We start from the raw sequence: 22783 nt of genomic DNA on the forward strand, positions 1-22783 counted from the left end.
TGAAAAATATACATAAAAACGCTACATTGTAAAAATTCAGTCAGATTAACAGTTAATTATTTTAAGACATGGTAATGCTATCTAAATAAAAAAAGATTGTTCTATCAAGAATTGAAGGTCAATATAGAGTGTGATTTTTATGATCAAAAGCCTCAGTACACTTCACTACTTCTCTAGCTGAGTCTATTAGTCTCATTTTTCAAACTACCATCCTTCCTAATATATTTATTGCGTTATACAAAATCAGCAAAAAATAACGGTCCGCCGACTAGTCTTCCCCAGCTAGTCGGCGGACCGTTTTAGCATATTGCAATCAAAAATGATAGACCAATAATAATTTCATAAATACGCTCGGTTAATTAATTGCGATTATAAACCAAAAAAGATCTTATAAATCCAAATTCCAATAACGGCACCAACAATTGGGGCAACCACGGGAACCCAACTATATTCCCAGTGAGAACTGCCCTTGTTCGGCACCGGTAATAGCGCGTGTACTAACCGTGGTCCCAAGTCACGGGCCGGATTTAGGGCCGGACCGGTTGGACCGCCTAACGAAATAACCATGGCAGCAATCAAAAGACCAACACCAATATTGGCGATATCGATATTTTGATGAAAAAACATCCCGCGATATAATCCCATGGCACCAAAAATCAGGACTGCGGTTCCAACCATTTCCGTAACAAAACCGTTTAACTGACTGTTCGCATGATCACTAGTTGCAAACGTCCCTAAGACCGCCTCATTATCAGTCGTTTGCCGATAATGGGGCCAGTACAGTGCCAAAATCAAGCATTGGCCTGCGATTGCTCCTAGAAATTGCCAGACTAAGTAAGGCGCAACGTGCGCCCAGGGAAAGATTCCAATCACGGCCTGCCCAATCGTAATCGCGGGGTTTAAATGGTTACCAGAAATCGAGCCAAACATCATGGCTGGGAGCATGACCCCCAGTCCATATCCCGATGCAACCAGGAGCCATCCTCCATTGGCGAGTCCTGGATCATCGTTACCAGTCGTGTTCTTCAGGAATGCATTAGCGACAGCACCATTACCTAGTAGTACTAGGATCAGCGTGCCAAAAAATTCAGCGGCGTAGCGTGCTTCCCATGAACCTGTCATCTGTAAATCCTCCTCGTATGGTACCGAGCATCTATGATAATTTGAAGATACCAGATAAAACTATTTATGTAAACGCTTTATTTTTCTTAAATAAGCGGTTTCTAATAATTCATCATAATCCTACCAGATATTCTGGGCTGTATAATTATGAATCGTTAGTATAACACGTTCGCGTCAACATGAGATCTTCTACGTTAATGCTCGCGATCACAACTAGAAGATTCTCAGGTGACGCTAGCTTCCACAACGAATCGTTATTATCTAATCACCCAATACATCAGGCCTTTTTAAATCTCTCCACGTCCAGAAACAAAATACTTGCTCGTATATACCTACGGGGGTATATTATTTAGTGACAAATACTTACTAAAGGAGTCAGCTAAAATGATTAAAGAAATACATGATCAAGATTTTGCCAAAGAAACAGATACTGGTATCGCCGTTATTGATTTTCGCGCAGACTGGTGCCCACCATGTCGCATGATGGACCCAATTCTTAAGTCCCTTTCTGAAGACCCCGCTTACAAGGACCAGGTCAACTTCGTTTCATTGAACATTGACCATGACCAAGCTACGGCCAGTCAATTCCAAGTTCAAGGAATTCCAACCTTCCTGATTAAGAAAGATGGCCAAGTCGTCAGTCACATGGTCGGAGCACGTCCTAAGCCTGATTTTGAAGCCGAACTCAAAAAAGCTCTTGCTTAATTACGAAGGGGGCATTATGAATCATGGCAACTACTGAAGAATATGTCACTAGCAAGCAGATCAAGACCCGGCTAAAACGCTCGGCTGGTCAACTGGACGGCGTTTTACGTATGATGGACGAAAATCGTCCTTGCGAAGATGTCTTAGTTCAACTTTCAGCAGTGAAATCAAGTATCGACAAAGCCATGAAACTCGTCATCGCCCGTAATATTAATAATTGTGTAGATGCGATGACCACGGCTGATGTTCAGAATCTTGAACACTCCTTGGATCTACTGCTAAAAACCAAATAACGCCAAAAAAGACGGTGTCGCCAATCTCAGTTGGTTATACCGTCTTTTTAGTGCCAGTTGACTCAGTTAAGCACCGTATCCGTCAGGCAACTTATCGAGTCAATCTTTCCAATCGCCCTTTTTCCAATCATCATGGTTCCAATCATCTTTTTTCCAGTCATCGTCGTCATCACTGTGGGACTGCTCGGCATCCTTGGGCGCTCGTTTTGCTCGCTTCAACAGTACCGCCGTTGAAACCACCGTTACGAACCCAGTCGCAATAATAAAGACAAATGTCCACATCACAATATCGCTAATCGACATCTCGGGGCCTCCCATTAATTTAATTGTCGTTAGTATAGCGCAGGCCCGTTGTAATAGCAAAAACGCCCTGGATAGTTTGCCCACACAATCGCTATCCAGAGCGTTTAATTCTTCAGCGACAACGACCTAATCGTCGTCATCCTCATCTTCTTCATCCAAACCAGTTCGAGCATCGTTACCAAGATAAGCTTGTAATTCCCGAATATTGCGATTATTACTGCCACGATAAGCAACTAACCAAGCCGCTAGTGCCGGCCGGGTTTCTTTTTCAGCAAGCTTGATAGCCCGGTCAACGAATAGATTTTCCGTATCAAAATCCTTGATTGTTGCGGCCACGAGTTCATCAGCGGATTGATACTTGAAAGCCCCATTTTCTTCCAACATTGAATACTTGGTTAATTCAGCCGTTGTGGAAGATGGCTTTTGGTTTTCATCTAGGAGTAATTCGCCTAATTCAGCAAATTGACGGATGTTTTGATCTAGCAAGCGTTGGTATGCCGTCTGCAATGACAATGATTGTGGTCCTTTAACGTACCACTTCACTTGGGTCAACTTAACGTAAGCAACCATTAAGTTAGATAAAATGTGATTCGTCATTGCGCCCGCTGTTGGAACATGGTGGTCAATGTCACTCTGTTTTAATTCCGCTGCGTATTGTTCGTCGATCGTTAGTTCACTCATCGTTTATTCCTCCTACTTAACCTTGACGTTTTCAACTTCGTAACCAAGTCCGGTAACAACTTGTGCCAAATCATCGGCATTCGTCACTTCGGGATCAAAGTTAGCCTTGACCTTACTGGCATTGAATAGCACCTTAACATTCTCAACGCCGTCATGGTTAGCAACGGCCTTTTCGATCTTGGTCATGCATGATGGGCAAGTCAACGTTCCTAATTGCATAATAATTTTCATAATCAATTACCTCCGTGTCGTTCATTTGATGGTTCTATCATAACCGGATTTGATTGATCAGAACTTGACGGCCGTCAAGAAATTCAAAAAAGTTTTACGCTACAATATAGTTATTAAAACAGCAGGAAATTTAAAACGTCAAACCCTATCTACCAAGCAAAATCTGTTATAGTTAGTGTGAATTTATTCAGGAGGTGGGCCTTATGGCAGAACATGAATGTGTACAGTTAGTCCCAATTTTTAGCGAACTCGGTAGTGAACAATTAGACACCATCGAATCGATCGTTCGTCACCACCACTATCCAGCCGGTAGCACTTTATTTGGCGCTGATGATCCACTGGATTCACTGATGATTGTTGCCAATGGACAGGTTAAAGTCTATCAGCTAGCCGCCAATGGTCGCGAACAGTTACTATACCTATTACAAACTGGTGATATCGATGGCGAAGCTGCCTTGTTCGAAAATCAACGGCGGACCTCATTCGGCGAAGCCTTAGTGCCAACGGATGTTTGCAGCATTCGCCGCTCAGATTTTCAGGACTTGATGCAAAAATATCCAAGTATCAGCATCAATGTCTTAAACGTCTTTGGTAAACGTCTCAGTCAGCTGGAACGTCAAACAACCAGCACGGCCACTGAATCCGTCGAAGCCCGTTTAGCGAACTATATCACTGAAACAGCGGCAGCGCTCAAAACCGACACGTTTAAACTGCCATTAAAGAAAAAGGATCTGGCGACGTTCCTCGGTACCACCCCTGAAAGCATCAGCCGTAAACTCGCATTGTTCGAGCATCAAGGTCTAATTACGCAAAAGCCTGGCAAAGTCATCGAAATTAACGATGTCGATCAGTTATTATTAACTGAATAATGACTAATAATTAAATTACCCTTAATTCCCCGAATAACTAATGGTTCCACCGTTAGTCGTCCGGGGGATTTTCTATCAAGCATTGTCGACAGCCATCACGACCTTAAACAGTGATTTACAAGCATTAACGATTCACCCATACCAATAATTTGGAAGTAATTTTGGCTTCTATAATTAATATTCACTGTCTGATTGCCATTGATTCGGAACTATTAAGATGATTAGTATCATTTTTTGCTAAGTCAGTGCCTGATGATACCACTCAGAATAATCTAAGGTATAATTAACCTAGTATTAGAAAATTTATTAGGGAGTGGATTTAATGGCAACCATTAATCAAGCAGCAGTAAAACAAGATCTCTACGACGCCGTCAACGGTGAGTGGCTTAAAACCGCCGTCATTCCGGATGACCATGCTTCAACCGGGGGCTTTATGGACTTAGTTGATGCCATTGAAAAAACATTAATGCATGATTTTGATGCAATGGCTGCAGGGAGCGTTGATCCTGATAATCCGCAGCTGGCAGAATTCATCAAGTTTTACCGTTTAGCTAAAGATTTCGAACAGCGTAATGCCAACGGTGCAGCACCAATCCTACCGTGCCTCAAGCAAATTGATAGTTTAAGCGACTTTGCTGACTTACAACAACGGATGCCCGATTGGATCTACGACGGCCTCCCACTACCATTCAGCTTGGATGTCGATGCTGATATGAAGAACACTAAGGTCAACGCCCTATTTGCCCAAGCACCTGGCACCATCCTGCCCGACAAGACGTACTATGACGAAGGCAACCAATCCGGCCCTAAGTTACTAGCCATTTACGCTAAAATGATGATCGCGCTGTTACAAAAAACCGGTTATGATGCGGATGAAGCTCAAAAAATCGTCGATGACACCTTGCAATTTGACCGCTTGATCGTCCCATGGGTCAAGTCTGCTGAAGAATCTGCTGATTACAGTAAGATGTATAACCCCCGCAAATTTAACGATTTCGTCAATACTAGTCGTTACTTAGACTTAGCAGCCATTACCTATTCAGTCATTGATGGTAATCCTGATCAAGTTATCTTGCCAGAACCTGCCTTCTTTGATCACTTCAACGAAGTAGTCAATCCCGACAATTTTGGTCTAATGAAGAATTGGATGAAGGCCAAGTTAGTCCAACGTTACAGTGGCTACCTCAGTGATGACATGCGGGTCTTAGCAACAACTTACTCTCGGGCATTATCTGGGCAAAAGGAACCCCGGAACCAAGCTAAAAGTGCCTACTATCTAGCTACCGGGACCTTCGATCAGGTCGTTGGCCTCTATTATGGTCACAAATATTTTGGTGAAGCCGCTAAAGCGGATGTCCACCAGATGGTTGAAAAAATGATTGCGGTTTACAAACGACGCTTGCAAGCGAACACTTGGCTCAGTGCAGATACCCGGACCAAAGCGATTACTAAGCTTGACAAACTCGGCATTCAAGTGGGCTACCCTGATAAATTAGAAACGATTTACACAAAATTCAAAACCCATACACCAGAACAAGGCGGTAACGTTTTAAGTAACGTGCTGCACTTTAACCGTTTAGCTCGCCAAGACATGTTCTCTAAGTGGGGCAAAGCCACTGATCGGACCCGCTGGGAAATGAGTGCGGACACCGTTAACGCCTACTATCATCCATTTATGAACATCATTGTCTTTCCAGCCGCTATTTTACAAGCCCCATTCTACAGCCTAGAACAGCCTTCCAGCGCCAACTATGGTGGTATTGGTGCCGTTATCGCTCATGAAATCTCCCACGCTTTTGATAATAATGGCGCCTTATTCGATGAGTTCGGCAATCTACACAACTGGTGGACTGAGGAAGACTCCGCACACTTCAAGGAGCTCGCCAAGTCAATGATTAGTGAATTTGACGGCCTTGATTTTGCTGGTGCGAAAGTTAATGGTACGCTAACCGTGTCCGAAAACATCGCTGATGCTGGCGGCCTAAGTTGTGCGGAAGAAGCTGCTAAAGGCGAAGATGATGTTGATCTGAGTGCCTTCTTTACCAACTGGGCAATGGTGTGGCGGATGAAAGCCACGACCGAATACATGCAACTCTTGCTTTCAATCGATGTGCACGCCCCTGCTAAACTGCGTGCCAACGTTCAGCCTAAGAACTTGGATGACTTCTACACTACATTTGACATTCAACCTGACGATGCTATGTATTTAGCACCGGATAAGCGGGTCAAAATTTGGTAAGCTTGCTTGATTAACAACATGTAAAAAGACTGGCTAGCAGAGTTGTCAAAAACTCGCTAGCCAGTTTTCTTATTTTCATCAGAGCACCATCAGCGCAAGTTAGCGTCAGTTATATTACAATAGTATCAAGTGTTTTTACGTCGGCTTTAAAGGAGAAAATATGTCACAATTTGAAAAATACCACCCAATTCTAACCCCCCACTACACGTTCGACTGGTTGACCAAGGCTCGGGTCATTGACGTTTTTGATCTATATCAAGCAAAGACCCCCACAGCGACCATGGAAGCAACGGCCACGCAGATCAACCACATCATGCGTGAAATCTTTCATGATCGGCAACTTGTCTGGGGCGTGATTGATCGCACCACTAATAAATTTGTTGGTCAGGTTGGCTTTGCACCCATTGACACTGCCAAGCATACGGGAACACTCATCATTAATCTCAGGCCAGCTTATCAGCAAACGACTACACTAACTGAGATTTTGGAACGATTAGTGGCATTTGGAACCGTTGAATTAAAGTTACAGCAACTCACTTTAAACCTGCCACAACAAAGTCCGCTCATAGAGAAGGTTTTACATAACTTGAACTTTGTCACTCATGATCATCTAACGTTTAACTATCAGCAATAAGCAAATGAGACTGCACCGTAAGTCTCTATACAAGCAAATAGGACGAGCAACCGAAAATTGGTTACTCGTCCTATTTGAAATTATTTATTCAGTTACTGCTTCAGCTGCATGCGCAATCGCTGCTTGGCCTAGCAAGTTCAGATAGTTAAATGGCCGGTCGTAAATTGGTTGGAAGAACATATCTACAAAACCAAGGTCGTCAATTGTATTATGATTTTGAATCATCACGGAAATGACATTAGCTGATTGTGAAACGTCATGTTCACTCATAAATTGAGCGCCTAAAATTTCACGAGTCTCTGGATTGTAAACCAATTGCATCAAAACTGGTTTGGTCGTTGGCATAAATTCAGGCCGATAGTTATCCTCAAAGGTCACAGCCGCTGCTGGCACCTTCTCATCCTGAGCATGTTCTAAGGTCATTCCAGAAGACACGATCGTCTGACCAAACAACATTAAGCCAGAAGTGGACTGAGTTCCCATGTATTTACGAGTTGGCTTAAAGATATTTAAACCAACTAATGTCCCTTGACGAACCGCATTGGTAGCTAGCGGAATATAAGCATCCTTTTGAGTTGGGTTGTAATGAACGGCTACTGAATCACCAGCACCGTAGATATCAGGATCAGAAGTTTGCATGTAGTCATTGGTCTTAATTGAACCATTGGTGTTCATGTCAACCTTACCTTTCAACAAACCAGTATTCGGCCGGAACCCAACACACAGAATGGCCATATCAGCAGTATAACTCCCCTTATCAGTCTTAACAGTCACTTCTTTACCATCATCGCTAAAGCCTTGGACCATTTGATTTAGAGCCATCTTAATTCCATGATCAACAAAGTTTTGTTCAACGCGGTCGGTAAATTCTTTGTCTAAATATTTATTTAAAATTCGTGGTAAGCCATCAATCAAAGTCACTTCTTTGCCTTGCTTTTGGTAGGCTTCCACTAGTTCAGTTCCAATGTAGCCCCCGCCAATAACGATGACCCGCTTAGCAGGCTTGGCCGCTTCCCATAAATTTTGGGCATGCGTCCAATTCTTACAAAGATAAACATTTGGGCTATCAATGCCATCAATTGGTGGAATAACTGGCCACGAACCAGTTGTAACGACTAATTTATCATAATGATCCGTCTTAGATTCGCCAGTCTTCAAATCAGTAACGGTGATTTCATGGTTTTCAGTATCAACATCGGTTACATCATGTTGCATATGAACAGTCGCACCTAACTCAGCTAACTGTTCAGGACTAGAATAAAACAGACCTTTAGGATCGGCAACTTGGCCACCGAGGTACAGGGCAATCCCACAGGATAAGAACGAAACATTGTCATTTCTCTCATAAATCGTTACTTCAGTATCTGGGTTTGACGCTAAAATCTGATTAACGGCAGCAGTGCCAGCATGGGTACAACCAATTACGATAACTTTCATATTTAAACGCGCTCCTTAAATGTGTTTATATTCACAATCATACTTGTGCAACATGTATTTGGTAACAATTACATTGTACTAAACTAAAAAGAAAACGCAACCAAAAACACGTTAAAAGTCACCTTTTTTCATTAATCATTCGATAATTAAACGCCTTGATTACAGCATTTATAAGCCGTCAACCCATTTCGACGTTTAGTTAACTAAGGTCATCAATAAGTCGACTGGCAGCTAAGTACTAATCTAACTTTCATCAAAAAAAAGCTCTCACAAGCATTCACTTGCAAGAGCCATTCTTACTCTTCTCAATACCAACCAGCTAGCACTACTTAGGTGCATCCGTTAATGTCCACGTAATATCGCCAGTATAAGAACCAGGCGTAGCACCCGCATTACTTTGATACAAAATACCAGACTTACTTGTCCAAGTGGCCAAAACATCATAATCATCATTATCACTAGTAGTTGTGTGACTATCAATTATAGTACCGACCGAATTAAGCGTAGTTGTTTTGTCACCTTGACGAAAGATCACATCGCCAGATAGCGTTTTGCCACCAGCCGTTTTAAAATTAGTCGCACTAGCTTGTAATTGCCAGTTGGAACCTTTTCCACGATTATCACGAACGACCAGTTGCCAATCATCTTCTCGATCCGTTGTTTTAGCTGAACCGTCTAACATTATTGACTTAAAGGTACTATTCGCAGCCACCGACTTAAACCCTAGCTTCCCCCCGGTAACGGTGATCTTAGCTGTTCCAACCGGCGATTCATTTTCATACGGATCTGAGGCCCAAATTTCAAGCCTGTTATCATCGCCAACATGTAATTGGTCCGCCTTAATCTTGTAATAGAAATACCCTTGTTCATCATCATTGGACATTTGAACCGCCGGCATTTCTTTGCCATTGACCGTTGGATATAGCGTCACTTGGTCATTTGACAATTGTTCCGAATCTTCAGCAAATACAATTCCTTTAATCGTGACATCATCACCATTATCCACCGTATATGGATTATTGAGGATTAAAATGCCAATCGGCTGATCAACAGTAATTGTGTAATTCGGTGCTTCGGTCATTGTTTCGAAAATTTTGTTCTTAAACGTTGCTGTTGTAACCGTTGTTTCCTCGTTGACTACTACATTATCGGCAGTTCCACTAAGCGTAATCGTTGCCGTTGCTTGGCTAGCTGATAATGCTTTGTCTAGTGTGTAATCCACTTTGGTAGCATCAGCTGTCGGGGCTGTTAACGTTTGTTCACTACCATCCGCGTATGTCACCTTAGCACTGTTAAAGGTGATGTGCTTTGGCAAGTTCAGTTCAGCAGTAATGTTATCCCAATCAAGTTGTCCACCTTTATAGGTCAGCTGATAATCATATTGAACCTTGCGTTTGGCCTTAACTTGGCTACCTGTCGTGACCTCGCGATTCTTAGTTTTGTCCGTTACCTTAACGGCCGCCTGAGCATCAACTAGATTCGGTGCACTTTCAATTACAACCATATTGTTACCAGTATTACTACCAGTGGCTCCCATGAACCCCCAACGAACCAAGCCATCACTACTATTAAATTGGCTAGTATCAAGGCCCACACTCTGAGTAACGCCGCTACCCGTTGCTGATCCATCGGGATTGAGGTCATCAAACGTGTACGTCATCGTTTTGCCGGCTGCTTCCCACTTCATAACTAAATGATGCCACTTACTATTCCCTAACGTCACATTAGTCATTAAATTACCATGATTCTGCGTAAAGTAATACCGTGTTGTCCAAATCAACCCAGTTAAATCCCAACTTCTAACTGATTGATTAATATACTGGCTAGCTGCACCTGGATAGCCAGTCGCAATATGTTGCTTCTTAATCCCATTATCAAATGCATCACCCTTACCAGCATCACTATAACCCGTTGATGTATTGGTATAGGTATCAAACTCTAAGGCCCAACTATTTTGGATTGCTGTTTTTGCAAATTCCTGTGTATCTTGTAATTTATTGTTGGTGTCAACGCCCCACACACCTAACGTTTCACCAATAATATTTGATGAACTGACCTTTGCCGAAGCTGATGTTCCACTAGGGTCATTTTGTAAGACAAAGGCCATTCCATCACCGGCCTTGCTAGTACTAGTAGATGTTCCCAAATACACCCACATTTTAAAGGTGGCATCTTTATTTAAATCAAACCGGTTGGCATCATTGGACCAAAAACCACCTAATTGTTTCTTACCATTAATAATTTGAACAGCCTGAGTATTTGGCGAGCTCACATTGGTCACGTTAGCAATGCTCGCACTGTTAGTGGCCCCACCACTAAATGTCGCTGGTAACGTAAAGAGTTTGTCCAACTGATTCAAGCCAGATGGTGCCGTTGCCAACGACGCTTCGTCAGCGGCCTGAATGTGGGCGGTCCCGGCCCATAACCCCGTTAATGCCATTATTACAACCAGTATTTGTTTCGGTCCCTTCCACATGTTGAAAACTCCTCTCGCTAGTTAATCCTGACGACGGCGATTTTTCAGCAGCAACCAGATAATTGCAGCCAGCAAGCCAATGATGACGATACCTAACGCAACAAACCACCAGAAATAGTCTGCTTGTTTTTCCGTAACAGCCGTATCGTTTAATGTCTCAGCTTCTTTGTTCGTAATTGTAAAGTTCTTGGTGAACTGCCATTTACCCTTATCGGCGGTTGCCGTCAAGTGTAACGTGTATTTGCCAGGCTTTAGTTGCTGAGTGCCATCACCAATGGCAAAATCGAAATTACTATTAGGGGCCATTGACATATTCTCTTTAGTTGCTGTCAAAACCTTTTTGGATGAACCAACCTTCGTCACGTAACTCTTAATTTTTAGTCCATGCATGATAACCGGCTGGGTATTTTGTAAATTAGCCGTCACGTAATTACGATAATTACGTTGTTTAGCTTTAACTTGATGTAACTTCATATCAGGTTTAATATTCGCCGGGTCTGACTCTTGCAACTGTAAGCCGATCACATAAGCATATTGATTATTGATAGCCATCCCACTACTGGACTGCTTGGCCTCAGTACTTAATTCCTGAACGATATTAATCCCACCAAGCGCAATTCCCTTAAACGTCTTTTTTGGAACTGTTAATTTAACCGTCACCTTTTTAGTCGTTTTAGCGGGCACCGCCACCGTCTGAACATCAGACAATGCCGTTTTAATGTTGAACTTCAATGAGCGATCCGCTTTTGCCTTAGCTTGACTATAATCAATAATTCCATTCTCATTTGTCACTGCTAGATTGGGTGAAACCGTATACCGATGTTCTTTGCTATCATTATTTTTAATATTTAACGTTAAGTTTTGTGTTTGTCCCGGCGTGACTTTTAAATCAAAATATGATACTTTTTGATTGATTTGGTTATCAGGTAGATTAGCCTGAACCGTATAATTTAAATCATCGGCCTTGGCAGTCATCATCACCCCGGCCATAGTCATACCCACTACTGCTAATAACTGCCAAAATATTTTTTTCATATGCTTTACCCTTCCTTTCCTCAACGGTAAGTAACGTGCTATGTATGATTGAAGCTGCCATTCTTACGAGTAGCAGCTTCAATCAAACCATTCAACTAGGAGTATTCATCAACGACCAAGCTAGTGTGCCCGTATAATCGCCGGCAGTCAGTTGGCGATCATAAATCTGAAGTTGCGTTAGTTCACGACCCCGATTCAAAACCACTAACCAAGTTCCTAGACCAGTATTGGCTTTAGCGGTCACCACATTGTTAGCAATCCCGGCAACTAGTTCATCAGTATTAACAACACTAGGTGCTGTACTAACGTTCCCAGCCCCCGGCCGTAATTGAATGGTCCCCAACTTCAAAGACGTCGTTAATGTCTGCTGGCTACTTTGTAACGGGCTGGGGGTTACTTGCAAAGCCCAACCAGCTGCCGATGCGCGCCGATCTGTTATTTGAATCATCGCCCGTTCATTTTGAGCCGTCGTACTGACCGGACCACCGGCAGTCGTAATCGCATTAAATCTAAGATTACTAATAAAATCAATGGTTAAGTTGCCCTGCGAACCCGTACCGGCTACGTTGCCGCCATCAACCGAATCACCAGGATATGGTTTGCTAGGATCATCAGGATCAACCGGAGAAACGGCATTGTCATCATCCGAAGGCGTCAACTTTACTTGCACCTGTGACTGTGTCGTTGCAGCGTGTGTTACCGTCATCCAGCGCCAATTGCTAATGATGAGACAACTGGCTGCCGTCATTAGTAACCGTCCCGTTACCAACAATCCTATTTTCATCGGTCACACCTCAGTTTTCCTCTGACGCATTAATCTGATTAGATTAACTAGGGGCGTTGCCTAATGTCCATGTCAAGGTTGACTTGTATGCGCCAGCCGCGTTACCAGCAGGAATCAAGAGAGAAACTTTGTCGGTCGCATACTTACTAGTAAACTTACCGATCCCTTCGTTAGCCGCAGCGGCCATGATGGCTTGGTTACTTTCATTAATAGTCACTTCATTAGTAGTTGCTTTTGACTGGTTACCAGTATCATCAGCTATGGCATCGACTTTAGCGAAGGTTAACGCAGCACCCCGTAGTTCACGATCACCATCCAAGAATTTCGTTCCTTGAACTTGCACTGACCAACCGTCAGTATTCCCAGGATTGGTTACTTTTAAGTCATTAGTCACAGTGGTAGCGTTATAAGACTTACTGTCATTAATTATTTGCTGCGTTCCAAAGTCAACGGCCGGTGTTTCATCTAAGGTAATATCTTTGTTTTCTGGATCTTGCTCCAAAGTAACTGTCGCTTCGGTCGTTTTATCGGCCGCTTGCCCTACTAGTGGGAATCCTGCCATTAGTGTCATGCCTGCAACGAGTGTTCCGATATACTTTTTCATTTTGGTTGCTCCTTTATTGTTTGACGGTTGCGCCACCAGATTAGAATCAATAACGTTAGCAAACTAAGTCCACATATGCCAATACCGACCAGAAGCCACTGCTGGGTTTCATTCATTTGTGGCAACACACTTTTTAGTGGACCCCCGATTGTATCGGCCGCTGCATTTGAATTAGACGTGATCGTTAAATGGTAAGTACCAGCTTGTGTATCAGCAGCTACTGGTAACCCGATTATCCGACTAATCCCAAAGGTTAAAAATCCGCTTGTCCAAGTAATATAACCACGTCCTTTCCAGAAATGGACTTGAGCTTATCTTCAGTTATTAAGCCTTGCTACTAATAGTGAATCGTTGTGAGTAACCCTATCAGCAACGAAAATATATCATGCTTTTGGAATCGCTGTCAATTGATGACGCCCCTTAACTGTTAATTAAAATCGCTATTTTAACAGACTTATGAGCTATTTTTAATATTATAGCTAATACAAATATTTTTATATAAACTACCTCAATCAGTTTAACGATGAGCTTTCTCGCAGTTAACAACTATCGGATTATGGCCAAATGGTTGTCGTATTCAACTAAATAAGCCATCAACATTATATTATCATTAAACTTCAATGAGGGTTAATATTAGCTAAAAGCATTAATAACTATAAATATTAAATTGCTATATAAAACTGGAATATCACTGTAACAACGGGAATTTATATTAATTCCTCTTTATTTTATAAAATTCTGTAATCGATTTAATACTGATATTTTTTTACCGGTTTCAAAACTTTAAAATTCCAACTAATTAAAATCAGCTTTCAAAACAGTAACAGTTTCCTAATCAAATCAGTTTATCCGTTAATATGCATTTACTAAGGGTTGCATTACGCTATGGTATACTTGAAGTACTCATTTTAACCAGAAAGGCGGTTCTGATTTTGCCCGCTAAAAAAACATTCCAAGATGATCAGGTTATCGAAAAAATAATGCATTTATTTTGGCAACAAGGTTATTATCACACGTCCATGGACGAAATTGTAACGGTTAGTGGTGTCAAAAAACAAAGCTTATATAACGCCATTGGGGATAAACACACCCTTTATTTGCGTAGCCTCCAACGATATCACCAACAAACTTTAATGCGCTGCACGCAAGCCATGCAGCATTTAGAACAAGATGGCGCTGCACCTCTGACCATTCTCAGTATGCTATTCAGTCGTGATCTAACGGCGACCGACCAACCAGCAGGTGACCTTATGGCCAACGCGGTCGCAGAGTTCGGCACTACTGATGCTGATGTTCAACGAGCGACCAACTGGTTTTATGATGATTACCTGACCTTAATGGCTGCGGTCATCTTAAAAGGTCAAGCTAACGAGCAAATCACTGATGAACAATCCAGCATGAGCCTAGCACAATCATTACTAGAAGCACGGATTGGCTTACAAACACGCCTCCGTCAAGGTAGCCAGCCTAACATTCAACAACGTCAACAAGCTTGGCTAAACTTTTTAGCTCGACACTAATGACATCACTTAAATCATAAAAATAAGCGGGTTTCTCCAGAACCATGGAGCAACCCGCTTATTTTTATTTGACTTGAATTTCAAGCATGACCGACCGACTTTACAAATACTTTTGTACCAACCATTTTTGCGCCGCGCCAGTGAGATGACTACCATAGTGTTGCCGCAAATGCTGAACGCCCGCATAGTGTTCAAACTCAAACGGGCTAGTCAACAATTCACTGGCTAACAATGCTTTCGCAAACCGTAAATCGTCAATGGTAATTTGCTGCCGATAAGCCAGTTCTTCATCCGCCATGATCCGTTGCCATTGATCCGTTAAAATCGCACTAGCCCGTTGATAGCGTCGATCATGGGTCAATAACGATTGCATATCGTCCGGTTTAAGTGGCATGCCCATATTGTTCATCTCCTAAATTCAAATTAATCACGCGACCGACAATCGGTCGGACAGATAGCTGGTCATTCGTTCGGGATAAAAGCCAAATCACGTTCGTAAATCGATGCGTATCAATATGGCGCTCGCCCCGGCCATCCGTCAAAATCACCACTAAGGTCGTCGCATTAGTCTTATGTTGCGCTGCTAAATCATCAAAGATACTTTGATAAATCGTTCCACCACCACCACGACGCGTAAACCGAATATGCTGTGGGAGCGTCACTTGATAAGTTTGTCCAGGTTGCACGATCGCATCAAATGGCTTGACGGTAATTGTCGTTGAGCACATCCGGGTTAAGGCCGCCACCTGAGCCAGTAATTGTTGGAGCGTCGCATCACTAATAGAGCCTGAATTATCCACATAAACTTGCAAATCTAGCCGCGTATCCCCAATCTGTCCAGGCAATTCCATCCGGGCTGGCTGACGCCGATTGAAACGTGCATGTGACGGCTTCTTGCCACTGGGAATTCGTCCAAGCCCCCGTACCAATAATTGACGCCAATCAATTTGTGCTGGCTGCGCAATTACGGCTAACTGGGATTGGACATTTCCTGCTACTAAACCGCGGCCAGCCTCATTAGTTTGCTGCCAAGCTTCCTTCGCCAACTGTTGCAAGCGAGCCGTTGCCAAATTGGGATTCGTTAATTGCCCTGGGGCCGACCAACTACCTGAATCGTCAATCAATCCCGTTATCATTTGCTGGTCGCGCCCTTGAGTAAGCCGTCGTTGCGGCTTATTCGACGTTGACTGCGGTGTCGTCTGACCCGGTTGTTGACGCTGCTGTGAACGTGATTGTTGCTGTAATAATTTTAAATAACGGCCAGAATCCGCTCGCCGTGGCAATCTTTCTTTAACTAAGGACTGGATAGTCGCTAAACTGACCGCATCCTTAGGTAGTCCGTCGACATATTGATTAACGGCCAGATCAGTCGCTAGTGTTACCAAACGTGGCTGCTGTTTGACTTGTTCACGATAGCGTAATGGGTGTTGCCAAACAACGTGTAACGCCACGTGCTTTAAACCGGCCTGCAAATAATCAAAACGGGCAAATACTTGAGCAATCGCACTGGGCGCGTATTGCAAGACCAGATGGTTATCGAGCCAGGTCAATGCAAACGGTGTCGTTAACGTGGCATTCAATTGTCTTGGTAGGCGGGTCAATAGTTCACCATAAAACTGATCAGTTGCTAGTAATTCAATGATTGCCCGACTAACCATGGTCGCACCGCTTTGGGATAAATCAGCTGTAGGAGCCACCAACATCGCTTGCCGCCACTGTGCGTACTCATTGGCATTGTTAACCATAGCTGTTCACCACCCTTTTACTGATTTGACCAGCTCGCTACTTGCTGTAAGTATTGATATAAAGCCGTAACGTATGGGCTCTGTTTAGCCACATTCGCTGTATATAGTTGTTTTAATAAGTCCCGTTTATGGCCGATCTGTTGAACCAATGCGAACTGACCATCCTGACTAAGCGTTTGTAGTAATTGCATAAAGCGGCCAGCATGCTGGTCATCCGTCAACGGATACGTTGTAGTTAATGCCAAACAACTAGCCAAGACTGTTCGCTTTTGAATCTCATTCATGGCTGTAAATTGCTTGAGAATAGGTGCCGGCACCACTGATCCCACAGGTTGACTGTCATAAATCATTGCTGGTGTTAGATGAATCGCCTGTTGTTCCAAGAATCGCTCGAACACGAGTCCTAGTTCGGTCCCAACATCACCTTGAAAGATATCCAACGCCACAGTTGTCTGTTGATCCGCAGGCAGTTGTTCGATTTCATATAGATTGGCCGAAACACGCGCCCACGCACGTGGTGTTGCTGTTAAATCAGCTTGCATATCAGCTTGATTGAGTCGCGTCACGTCTTCACTAATGAACTGCTGGACTAGTGGATGAATGTTCGGTCGATCCATGCGTTCATCAAGTTGTTGTGCCCAAGCAAGCCAATCCGCCACATCAGCCCGCATAACTAGGCGCACGGTTCGATCTTTAATAGCCGCATCGCCGGCAGTCACACCATAGGTACTATTTTCGAATCCAGTCATACTAGCATCAGGATTTTCAGCAATGATCAATTGTACTTGCTCTGGTAATTTCAAAGTATTGATTGTCCGTTGCAATACTAAATTCATCAATTCACTTTGAACAGCTTGTGTCCCACGATTAAATTCATCTAGGAACCATAAAATCGGTTGCTTAGGATGCTGCTCAGCATACTGGATAATTTCAATTAATGTATGCGCGTAACCAAATTGAACGTCCGCTAACTGACCATAGCGTTTCGTCTGAATAAATGAATCGCTAGTCAATGGCGGGACCGGAATCGCTAAGTCCCCCTTTTCGGATAAACTAACGACCGTCGTATATAATTGGGCGCCCATCTGTTTCGCCACTTCGGCAACTAAGGCCGACTTTCCAATGCCGGCTTCCCCGACAATATTCGGCACATTGCCAGCTTTTAAAACAACTGGAACCGCCGTCAACAAAGCTTGATATGATAACGCCATTAATTAAACCTTCCTTCACTGTTTCACGTGAAACAAAATTGATTCGTTTTCAAAAACATCAACTTACTTACCCTAACCATTATAGAACAGAATTCATGATTAACCGCAATTCACGTTTGCCACAACGTTAGGCTACTCGCCAATCATGCCACCCCCTAGCAATAGTCACCCCTTGAACACAATTTTTTTATTAAATAAAATATGATCCGCTTTCAATCGTTTTAAAACGCTTATATGGCAGCATTTATAACGGTAATCATCAATTAAAATAATTATAAAATTCTTATGAGAAACATTCACAAATCAAGCAAATTCCGCTGTTTTTCCAGTCAGGTATTGTAAAATAGGTTAAGTTAGCAATTATTCAAAAGGGAGTGTGCAACTATGCGCAAGTATCTCGCCGAATTTCTCGGCACATTTATGTTAGTTTTCTTGGGGACTGCAACCGTCGTGATTGCTAAGGGTGACGTCCTCGCTATTGGGTTAGCCTTCGGGTTAGCAATTACCGTTTCCGCCTATGCCTTTGGTGGTATTTCAGGTGGCCACTTTAACCCCGCCGTAACGACGGCGATGTTAATCAACCGTCGCATCGATGCCGCCGATGCTATTGGCTACATCATTGCTCAAATCGTTGGGGCCATCGTTGCTTCCGCAGCGGTTAAGTCATTTGTGAGTGCGTTAGGCCTATCCGCAACGTCGCTTGGTCAAACTGATTTTCCAAAAATCAGCAGTGGCATGGCCTTCTTTGTCGAAGCGTTAGTCACGTTCTTGTTCTTAATGGTTATTTTGAACGTCACTAGTAGCGACCACGGTAATGCAGACTTTGCCGGCTTAACGATTGGGGTTACCTTGGCATTTCTAATCATTGTCGCCCTCAACTTAACGGGTGGTTCGTTGAACCCAGCCCGTTCGATTGGTCCCGCTATCTTTGCCGGTGGTAGTGCTTTATCACACCTCTGGGTCTACATCTTAGCACCAGAAGTCGGCGCGATTTTGGCTGCATTCTGTGCCCGGGTTATGGGTTCAGAAGACTAACTAACAATAATAGTTGCTCTATCAATTTAATAACGATGCATGGTAACAAAAACAGCGCTACGGTGATGATTTTATGGCTTGGAATCATCACCGTAGCGCTGTTTTTCATGTGCTCAATACTTACTTGGCCACATAGCAGCCCTGCTGTTACTTGTTAAACTTTCCGAGACAACTCGATGTAAAAACATGACCAAGTTTGCCAACCTGAACCGTTAGCTAACGGTCATTTTCGCCGCCAATGCGTGTACCAAGAATGGAGCGTTCCAATCAATAGTCCAATAATGACGACGACCGCTGAAACGTAGCCAAAGATGCCAATATTCGTAATCCAACTATTATCAGGATGGCTCTGAACTAGTAGTGACGATCCGACAATCAAAGCTGCCAAAATAACGGACAGCACGACCTTATTGACCATCGAATCAATGCGATCAATAAACATTTTCCGGTGTGCAAAGACAAGGTTAACCCGCGTCTGACCATTTTCAAACGTGTCCAGGGCCGACAACAAGCGTGATGGAATCTTCGGTGTATCACGCAAACTTTGAAGACTGGCCAACATTCCATCTTCCAGTTCGTTGCGCCAATTAAAATTCTCGCGAATATACTTACGAGCAAACGGTCGCGCCACATCCATCATTGATAGCGTTGGATCAAGCGTCTCCACAATTCCTTCAATCGTTCCAAAGGCTTTACCCAACATGGTAACCGCCGGATTCATTTGAATATTATTACTCCGACAGACCTTGACCATTTCAAACAATAAGCCTTGAAAATCAATGTCACCAAGCCCCGAATTATAATACTGACTTAAGAATGGCGCTAGCTCACTAAAGAACGCTTCTTCATCAACCATTCCGGTCCGATTAGAAATCGCTAAGATAGCTTTACCAACTTGGTGTGTATCTTCAGTTGTCACTGCCACCACTACATTGGCAATACCCGCCATCAAAGCTGGGCTAATTTCACCCATCATACCAAAATCTAAATACACTAAGCGATATGGTGGTAACTGTCGCTTACCAATCTTCCCGCCATGCTTAGGAACTGTATCACGATACCCAATATCATCTGGCTGCAACTCCCGCAACAAGATATTACCTGGATGGGGGTCGGCATGGAAAAAGCCATCTTCAAAAACTTGTTTCAAAAAGTTCTGCACTAAGACGTGGGCTAAATAGCGACGTTCTTCATCGTACTGATGATCCCCCGCTTCATCGGCCGCAAGCATTTGCGCCATAAAATGTTGAATCGTCGTTCCCGGCATATACTGGTTAACGAGTACTTTTTGCGTACTATACTTCGCATAAACCCGAGGGACCCGGATAATATCATCCGCATTATTTAATCGATAAAATCGCGAACCATTCTTCACTTCAATGCTAGTATCCAATTCATTGAATAGCGATCGCTTAATTTCACCAACCATCTCTTGCAAATCAACAACCGATGATTCAGGGATATAACGTAACAGTGGTAATGCTCGCTCAAATAACGAAATATCTAACGCCACCTCAGCATCAATTCCTGGGTGCTGGACCTTCACGACGACTTTTTGTCCATTTAACAGCGTGGCATGGTGCGTCTGGCCCATCGACGCTGATGCAAATGGTTGTTCGTCAAATTGAGCGAACATCTCGTTGATTGGTTTACCCGTCTGCCGTTCAATGGTTTGCTTAACCACGCTAAAGTCATCAGCCCGGACATTATTCTGCAATTTTTTAAACTCGTTAGCAAATTCTGGCTTAACGATATCTGTACGTGAAGAAAGAATTTGACCAATTTTAATAAACGTCGGTCCAAGTTCTTCAAACGCCGCGCGCACTTGATCAGGATTCTTCTGACGTGCAAGATTGCTCAAAACGTTATAGCGCCGCAGGACACTGACAATCGTCCGAAAACGGGTATGGCGGTTCTGATTCACTTGCCATTGGGGCTTTTCCTCATTGTTGTTGGTCATCAGCGGACCCTCCTCACAAATTTCCTTATTACAGCTATTATCCATCTTTATTTAAGAATCCGCACTAGCTAACTAACTTTTTTTGAAAAAAGATTGACAAATGATCATCGTGGTTGTAAATTATAATCACATTAAAAATCGATTAACAAACACGTCGATGAACAAAGTAAACCTTCTGAAAATGCTTAGAGAGTGTCAGTTTGGTGCAATGACATCATGACCAGATCGTTGAAAATCAGTTCTGAGTGGCAGTGACGAGCTTCACGTTAGTTGCTGTTGGTTGCTCCCATTATTGAGCCGAAGTATCGCAAGTGGCCGGCCACTTGCCGTACTTATTGAGGTGATTCGTCGTAAGGCAGTCACAAAGCTAAGGTGGTAACACGTGTTCAAACGTCCTGGTTTCTGAGTCTAACTCAGAGATTAGGACGTTTTTTGGTTAATCGCAACTTTTATTTAATGATTATTGTCTCAATCAAATAAGGGAGTGCTGTTGATATGTTAAATCGAGTTCAAAAGCGAAACTTAACCAAACGTGATTACGTCACCTTAAGTTCCATGATTTTCGCCTTATTCTTCGGGGCTGGCAACCTCATTTTTCCGCTACACTTAGGCCAACTGGCGGGCAGCCATTGGGGCACTGCCGCAGTTGGTTTTCTAGTCACAGCGGTCTTATTACCCTTACTATCTGTTCTAGCCGTCTGTGTCACTAAGTCCAAGGGGGTTTATGACATTGGAAAGCCATTAGGTGCAACCTTCGCCGTTGTCTTTATGGTTCTCATTCACTTCACAATTGGCCCCTTCTTTGGGACACCACGGACGGCCACCGTTTCGTTCACCGTGGGTCTGGCACCGTTTTTCCCAGCAAAGTATCAATCACTCGCATTACTGCTGTTTTCCGCCGCATTTTTCGGACTCGCCTACTACTTGTCCGTTGAACAGAGCAAAATTATGGCGCGGGTCGGCAAATTATTAAATCCATTATTTTTGCTATTATTAGTCGCCATCTTCGCCGTAGCTTTCAGCAGTCCGCTAGCTCATGCCGGTAGCACCAGTGCAACTGCTGCCTATCAGACCGCAGGCTTTACCAATGGTTTCTTGCAAGGCTATAACACAATGGACGCCTTAGCTGGGCTGGCATTAGGTGTCACCATCGTTACTGCCGTTAATTTCATGGGCCAAACCGATCCCAATAAGGCCGCTTGGGTAACGGCTCGCGCCGGCTTCTTCTCGATGGCCTTCGAAGGCTTGATTTACGTGCTCTTAATCTTATTAGGTGCACAATCGTTAGGTCAATTCAAATTGTCCGATAACGGTGGGGTCGCCTTTGACCAAATCGTTAATCACTACATGGGTAGCGTCGGACAAGCCATTTTAGCCGTCTTGATCATTACCACTTGTTTGACCACCGCTATCGGGCTCGTCGCCGCCTTCGCTCAGGACTTCCATAAGCACTTCGGTTTCTTGAGTTACAAAGCCTGGTTAAGAATCACGTGCCTCGCCTCATTTTTAACTGCTAATGTGGGCTTAAATCAGATCATTGCCTGGTCCACCCCCGTCCTGATGTTCCTTTACCCGTTAGCCATGGCACTAATCTTCTTATCGATCCTTTCGCCACTCTTCCACAAGTCAAGTGTCGTCTATGTTTGGGTCGTCGTCTTCACCGTCGTTCCCGCCGTCTTTGACATGGTTGCCGCTTTCCCCGCCGTCGTTAGCCAAAGTACTTTCGGCCAAGCAATGGCGCATGTGCAAAGCTTCTTACCACTTGCCAGCAGCGGAATGGATTGGTTAGTCCCTGCGCTAGTTGGTGCCGTCTTTGGCGCTGGACACTATCTTCTGTTACAACGAACAAAAGCCAGCACTGGCATGGAAGTACCGATGAAACACTAACCGGTATCGTAC

21 protein-coding genes and 1 other annotated feature are annotated in these 22783 nt (G+C 43.6%); of the genes, 8 read left to right on the forward strand and 13 right to left on the reverse strand.

All coding sequences use genetic code 11. The features are described from left to right. Positions 1 to 369: 369 nt before the first annotated feature. A complete protein-coding gene (locus RXV91_RS09065) occupies positions 370 to 1122 on the reverse strand; it encodes an MIP/aquaporin family protein (RefSeq protein ID WP_316439601.1) in 753 nt (250 codons plus the stop codon). A 384-nt stretch (positions 1123 to 1506) separates the two neighbouring features. Here RXV91_RS09065 and RXV91_RS09070 point away from each other — a divergent pair, with 384 nt between their 5' ends. Both RXV91_RS09070 and RXV91_RS09075 read left to right on the forward strand, forming a co-directional pair. Beyond that, positions 1507 to 1827 (forward strand): co-chaperone YbbN, encoded by a 321-nt coding sequence (locus RXV91_RS09070; RefSeq protein ID WP_003643543.1) that lies wholly within the window; start codon positions 1507 to 1509, stop codon positions 1825 to 1827. Positions 1828 to 1850: 23 nt separating this feature from the next. Continuing rightward, positions 1851 to 2120 carry a metal-sensitive transcriptional regulator gene (locus tag RXV91_RS09075; RefSeq protein ID WP_003643024.1) on the forward strand — a complete coding sequence of 90 codons (270 nt, stop codon included), beginning with the start codon at positions 1851 to 1853 and terminating at the stop codon, positions 2118 to 2120. Positions 2121 to 2219: 99 nt separating this feature from the next. Here the strand turns inward: RXV91_RS09075 and RXV91_RS09080 are convergent, their stop codons facing one another. From RXV91_RS09080 to RXV91_RS09090, 3 genes are all read right to left on the reverse strand, one after another. Beyond that, complete coding sequence (locus RXV91_RS09080; RefSeq protein WP_316439602.1) at positions 2220 to 2423, reverse strand: hypothetical protein; 204 nt, start codon at positions 2421 to 2423, stop codon at positions 2220 to 2222. A 126-nt stretch (positions 2424 to 2549) separates the two neighbouring features. Next, positions 2550 to 3104 carry a DNA starvation/stationary phase protection protein gene (locus RXV91_RS09085; RefSeq protein WP_316439603.1) on the reverse strand — a complete coding sequence of 185 codons (555 nt, stop codon included), beginning with the start codon at positions 3102 to 3104 and terminating at the stop codon, positions 2550 to 2552. Between the two features lie 12 nt (positions 3105 to 3116). After that, a complete protein-coding gene (locus RXV91_RS09090; RefSeq protein WP_024272221.1) occupies positions 3117 to 3338 on the reverse strand; it encodes a heavy-metal-associated domain-containing protein in 222 nt (73 codons plus the stop codon). Between the two features lie 200 nt (positions 3339 to 3538). Here RXV91_RS09090 and RXV91_RS09095 point away from each other — a divergent pair, with 200 nt between their 5' ends. The 3 genes from RXV91_RS09095 to RXV91_RS09105 all read left to right on the forward strand — a co-directional run bounded on the left by RXV91_RS09095 (position 3539) and on the right by RXV91_RS09105 (position 7077). Beyond that, a complete protein-coding gene (locus tag RXV91_RS09095) occupies positions 3539 to 4204 on the forward strand; it encodes a Crp/Fnr family transcriptional regulator (RefSeq protein WP_316439604.1) in 666 nt (221 codons plus the stop codon). Between the two features lie 322 nt (positions 4205 to 4526). Continuing rightward, positions 4527 to 6443, forward strand: coding sequence for a M13-type metalloendopeptidase (locus tag RXV91_RS09100; protein ID WP_316439605.1), 1917 nt, complete (start codon positions 4527 to 4529; stop codon positions 6441 to 6443). Positions 6444 to 6603: 160 nt separating this feature from the next. After that, complete coding sequence (locus RXV91_RS09105) at positions 6604 to 7077, forward strand: GNAT family N-acetyltransferase (protein ID WP_316439606.1); 474 nt, start codon at positions 6604 to 6606, stop codon at positions 7075 to 7077. Between the two features lie 84 nt (positions 7078 to 7161). Here RXV91_RS09105 and RXV91_RS09110 read toward each other — a convergent pair whose 3' ends face one another. From RXV91_RS09110 to RXV91_RS09130, 5 genes are all read right to left on the reverse strand, one after another. Further along, positions 7162 to 8514 (reverse strand): FAD-dependent oxidoreductase, encoded by a 1353-nt coding sequence (locus tag RXV91_RS09110; RefSeq protein WP_316439607.1) that lies wholly within the window; start codon positions 8512 to 8514, stop codon positions 7162 to 7164. A 325-nt stretch (positions 8515 to 8839) separates the two neighbouring features. After that, entirely contained in the window at positions 8840 to 10990 is a 2151-nt protein-coding gene (locus tag RXV91_RS09115) for a lectin-like domain-containing protein (RefSeq protein WP_316439608.1), read from the reverse strand. 21 nt (positions 10991 to 11011) lie between these two features. After that, on the reverse strand, positions 11012 to 12025 hold the full coding sequence (locus tag RXV91_RS09120; RefSeq protein ID WP_316439609.1) for a DUF916 and DUF3324 domain-containing protein: 1014 nt from the start codon (positions 12023 to 12025) through the stop codon (positions 11012 to 11014). Positions 12026 to 12116: 91 nt separating this feature from the next. Then, positions 12117 to 12809, reverse strand: a complete 693-nt coding sequence (locus RXV91_RS09125) for a WxL domain-containing protein (RefSeq protein ID WP_316439610.1) — start codon at positions 12807 to 12809, stop codon at positions 12117 to 12119. Positions 12810 to 12852: 43 nt separating this feature from the next. Beyond that, the gene (locus RXV91_RS09130; RefSeq protein ID WP_316439611.1) at positions 12853 to 13413 is read right to left on the reverse strand and encodes a WxL domain-containing protein; all 561 of its coding nucleotides are present in this window, start codon (positions 13411 to 13413) and stop codon (positions 12853 to 12855) included. A 932-nt stretch (positions 13414 to 14345) separates the two neighbouring features. On the opposite strand from RXV91_RS09130, the gene RXV91_RS09135 reads away from it, so the two are divergent. Next, complete coding sequence (locus RXV91_RS09135) at positions 14346 to 14933, forward strand: TetR/AcrR family transcriptional regulator (RefSeq protein ID WP_316439612.1); 588 nt, start codon at positions 14346 to 14348, stop codon at positions 14931 to 14933. A gap of 100 nt (positions 14934 to 15033) precedes the next feature. Here RXV91_RS09135 and RXV91_RS09140 read toward each other — a convergent pair whose 3' ends face one another. From RXV91_RS09140 to RXV91_RS09150, 3 genes are read right to left on the reverse strand one after another with little or no spacing between them, the layout of a single operon-like run. Continuing rightward, positions 15034 to 15333, reverse strand: a complete 300-nt coding sequence (locus tag RXV91_RS09140; protein ID WP_021732241.1) for a hypothetical protein — start codon at positions 15331 to 15333, stop codon at positions 15034 to 15036. Then, positions 15317 to 16678 carry a DUF2201 family putative metallopeptidase gene (locus RXV91_RS09145; RefSeq protein ID WP_316439613.1) on the reverse strand — a complete coding sequence of 454 codons (1362 nt, stop codon included), beginning with the start codon at positions 16676 to 16678 and terminating at the stop codon, positions 15317 to 15319. Before RXV91_RS09145 ends, RXV91_RS09140 begins: the two co-directional genes overlap by 17 nt. 17 nt (positions 16679 to 16695) lie before the next feature. Further along, positions 16696 to 17889 carry an ATP-binding protein gene (locus tag RXV91_RS09150; protein ID WP_316439614.1) on the reverse strand — a complete coding sequence of 398 codons (1194 nt, stop codon included), beginning with the start codon at positions 17887 to 17889 and terminating at the stop codon, positions 16696 to 16698. Between the two features lie 384 nt (positions 17890 to 18273). Between RXV91_RS09150 and RXV91_RS09155 the strand changes: the two genes are divergently transcribed. After that, positions 18274 to 18924: an MIP/aquaporin family protein gene (locus RXV91_RS09155; protein ID WP_260352176.1), complete on the forward strand. Its 651-nt coding sequence runs from the start codon at positions 18274 to 18276 to the stop codon at positions 18922 to 18924. A gap of 223 nt (positions 18925 to 19147) precedes the next feature. On the opposite strand, the gene RXV91_RS09160 is transcribed toward RXV91_RS09155, so the two are convergent. Then, a complete protein-coding gene (locus tag RXV91_RS09160; RefSeq protein WP_316439615.1) occupies positions 19148 to 20884 on the reverse strand; it encodes an AarF/UbiB family protein in 1737 nt (578 codons plus the stop codon). A 145-nt stretch (positions 20885 to 21029) separates the two neighbouring features. Then, positions 21030 to 21285, forward strand: a binding site (T-box leader). Between the two features lie 94 nt (positions 21286 to 21379). Between RXV91_RS09160 and brnQ the strand changes: the two genes are divergently transcribed. Further along, positions 21380 to 22771, forward strand: a complete 1392-nt coding sequence (gene brnQ, locus RXV91_RS09165; RefSeq protein ID WP_316439616.1) for a branched-chain amino acid transport system II carrier protein — start codon at positions 21380 to 21382, stop codon at positions 22769 to 22771. The last annotated feature ends 12 nt before the right edge of the window (positions 22772 to 22783 follow it).

This window comes from Lactiplantibacillus sp. DA1 (assembly GCF_032681335.1).
Taxonomy (GTDB): domain Bacteria; phylum Bacillota; class Bacilli; order Lactobacillales; family Lactobacillaceae; genus Lactiplantibacillus.

Excerpts from the sequence above, each read along its gene's own strand:
- RXV91_RS09080 (WP_316439602.1), bottom strand. The coding sequence starts at position 2,423 with ATGTCGATTAGCGATATTGTGATGTGGACATTTGTCTTTATTATTGCG.
- RXV91_RS09155 (WP_260352176.1), top strand. The coding sequence starts at position 18,274 with ATGCGCAAGTATCTCGCCGAATTTCTCGGCACATTTATGTTAGTTTTC.
- RXV91_RS09070 (WP_003643543.1), top strand. The coding sequence starts at position 1,507 with ATGATTAAAGAAATACATGATCAAGATTTTGCCAAAGAAACAGATACT.
- RXV91_RS09120 (WP_316439609.1), bottom strand. The coding sequence starts at position 12,025 with ATGAAAAAAATATTTTGGCAGTTATTAGCAGTAGTGGGTATGACTATG.
- RXV91_RS09085 (WP_316439603.1), bottom strand. The coding sequence starts at position 3,104 with ATGAGTGAACTAACGATCGACGAACAATACGCAGCGGAATTAAAACAG.
- RXV91_RS09075 (WP_003643024.1), top strand. The coding sequence starts at position 1,851 with ATGGCAACTACTGAAGAATATGTCACTAGCAAGCAGATCAAGACCCGG.
- RXV91_RS09095 (WP_316439604.1), top strand. The coding sequence starts at position 3,539 with ATGGCAGAACATGAATGTGTACAGTTAGTCCCAATTTTTAGCGAACTC.
- RXV91_RS09065 (WP_316439601.1), bottom strand. The coding sequence starts at position 1,122 with ATGACAGGTTCATGGGAAGCACGCTACGCCGCTGAATTTTTTGGCACG.
- RXV91_RS09145 (WP_316439613.1), bottom strand. The coding sequence starts at position 16,678 with ATGGTTAACAATGCCAATGAGTACGCACAGTGGCGGCAAGCGATGTTG.
- RXV91_RS09105 (WP_316439606.1), top strand. The coding sequence starts at position 6,604 with ATGTCACAATTTGAAAAATACCACCCAATTCTAACCCCCCACTACACG.
- RXV91_RS09125 (WP_316439610.1), bottom strand. The coding sequence starts at position 12,809 with ATGAAAATAGGATTGTTGGTAACGGGACGGTTACTAATGACGGCAGCC.
- RXV91_RS09150 (WP_316439614.1), bottom strand. The coding sequence starts at position 17,889 with ATGGCGTTATCATATCAAGCTTTGTTGACGGCGGTTCCAGTTGTTTTA.
- RXV91_RS09110 (WP_316439607.1), bottom strand. The coding sequence starts at position 8,514 with ATGAAAGTTATCGTAATTGGTTGTACCCATGCTGGCACTGCTGCCGTT.
- RXV91_RS09140 (WP_021732241.1), bottom strand. The coding sequence starts at position 15,333 with ATGGGCATGCCACTTAAACCGGACGATATGCAATCGTTATTGACCCAT.
- brnQ (WP_316439616.1), top strand. The coding sequence starts at position 21,380 with ATGTTAAATCGAGTTCAAAAGCGAAACTTAACCAAACGTGATTACGTC.
- RXV91_RS09115 (WP_316439608.1), bottom strand. The coding sequence starts at position 10,990 with ATGTGGAAGGGACCGAAACAAATACTGGTTGTAATAATGGCATTAACG.
- RXV91_RS09160 (WP_316439615.1), bottom strand. The coding sequence starts at position 20,884 with ATGACCAACAACAATGAGGAAAAGCCCCAATGGCAAGTGAATCAGAAC.
- RXV91_RS09100 (WP_316439605.1), top strand. The coding sequence starts at position 4,527 with ATGGCAACCATTAATCAAGCAGCAGTAAAACAAGATCTCTACGACGCC.
- RXV91_RS09130 (WP_316439611.1), bottom strand. The coding sequence starts at position 13,413 with ATGAAAAAGTATATCGGAACACTCGTTGCAGGCATGACACTAATGGCA.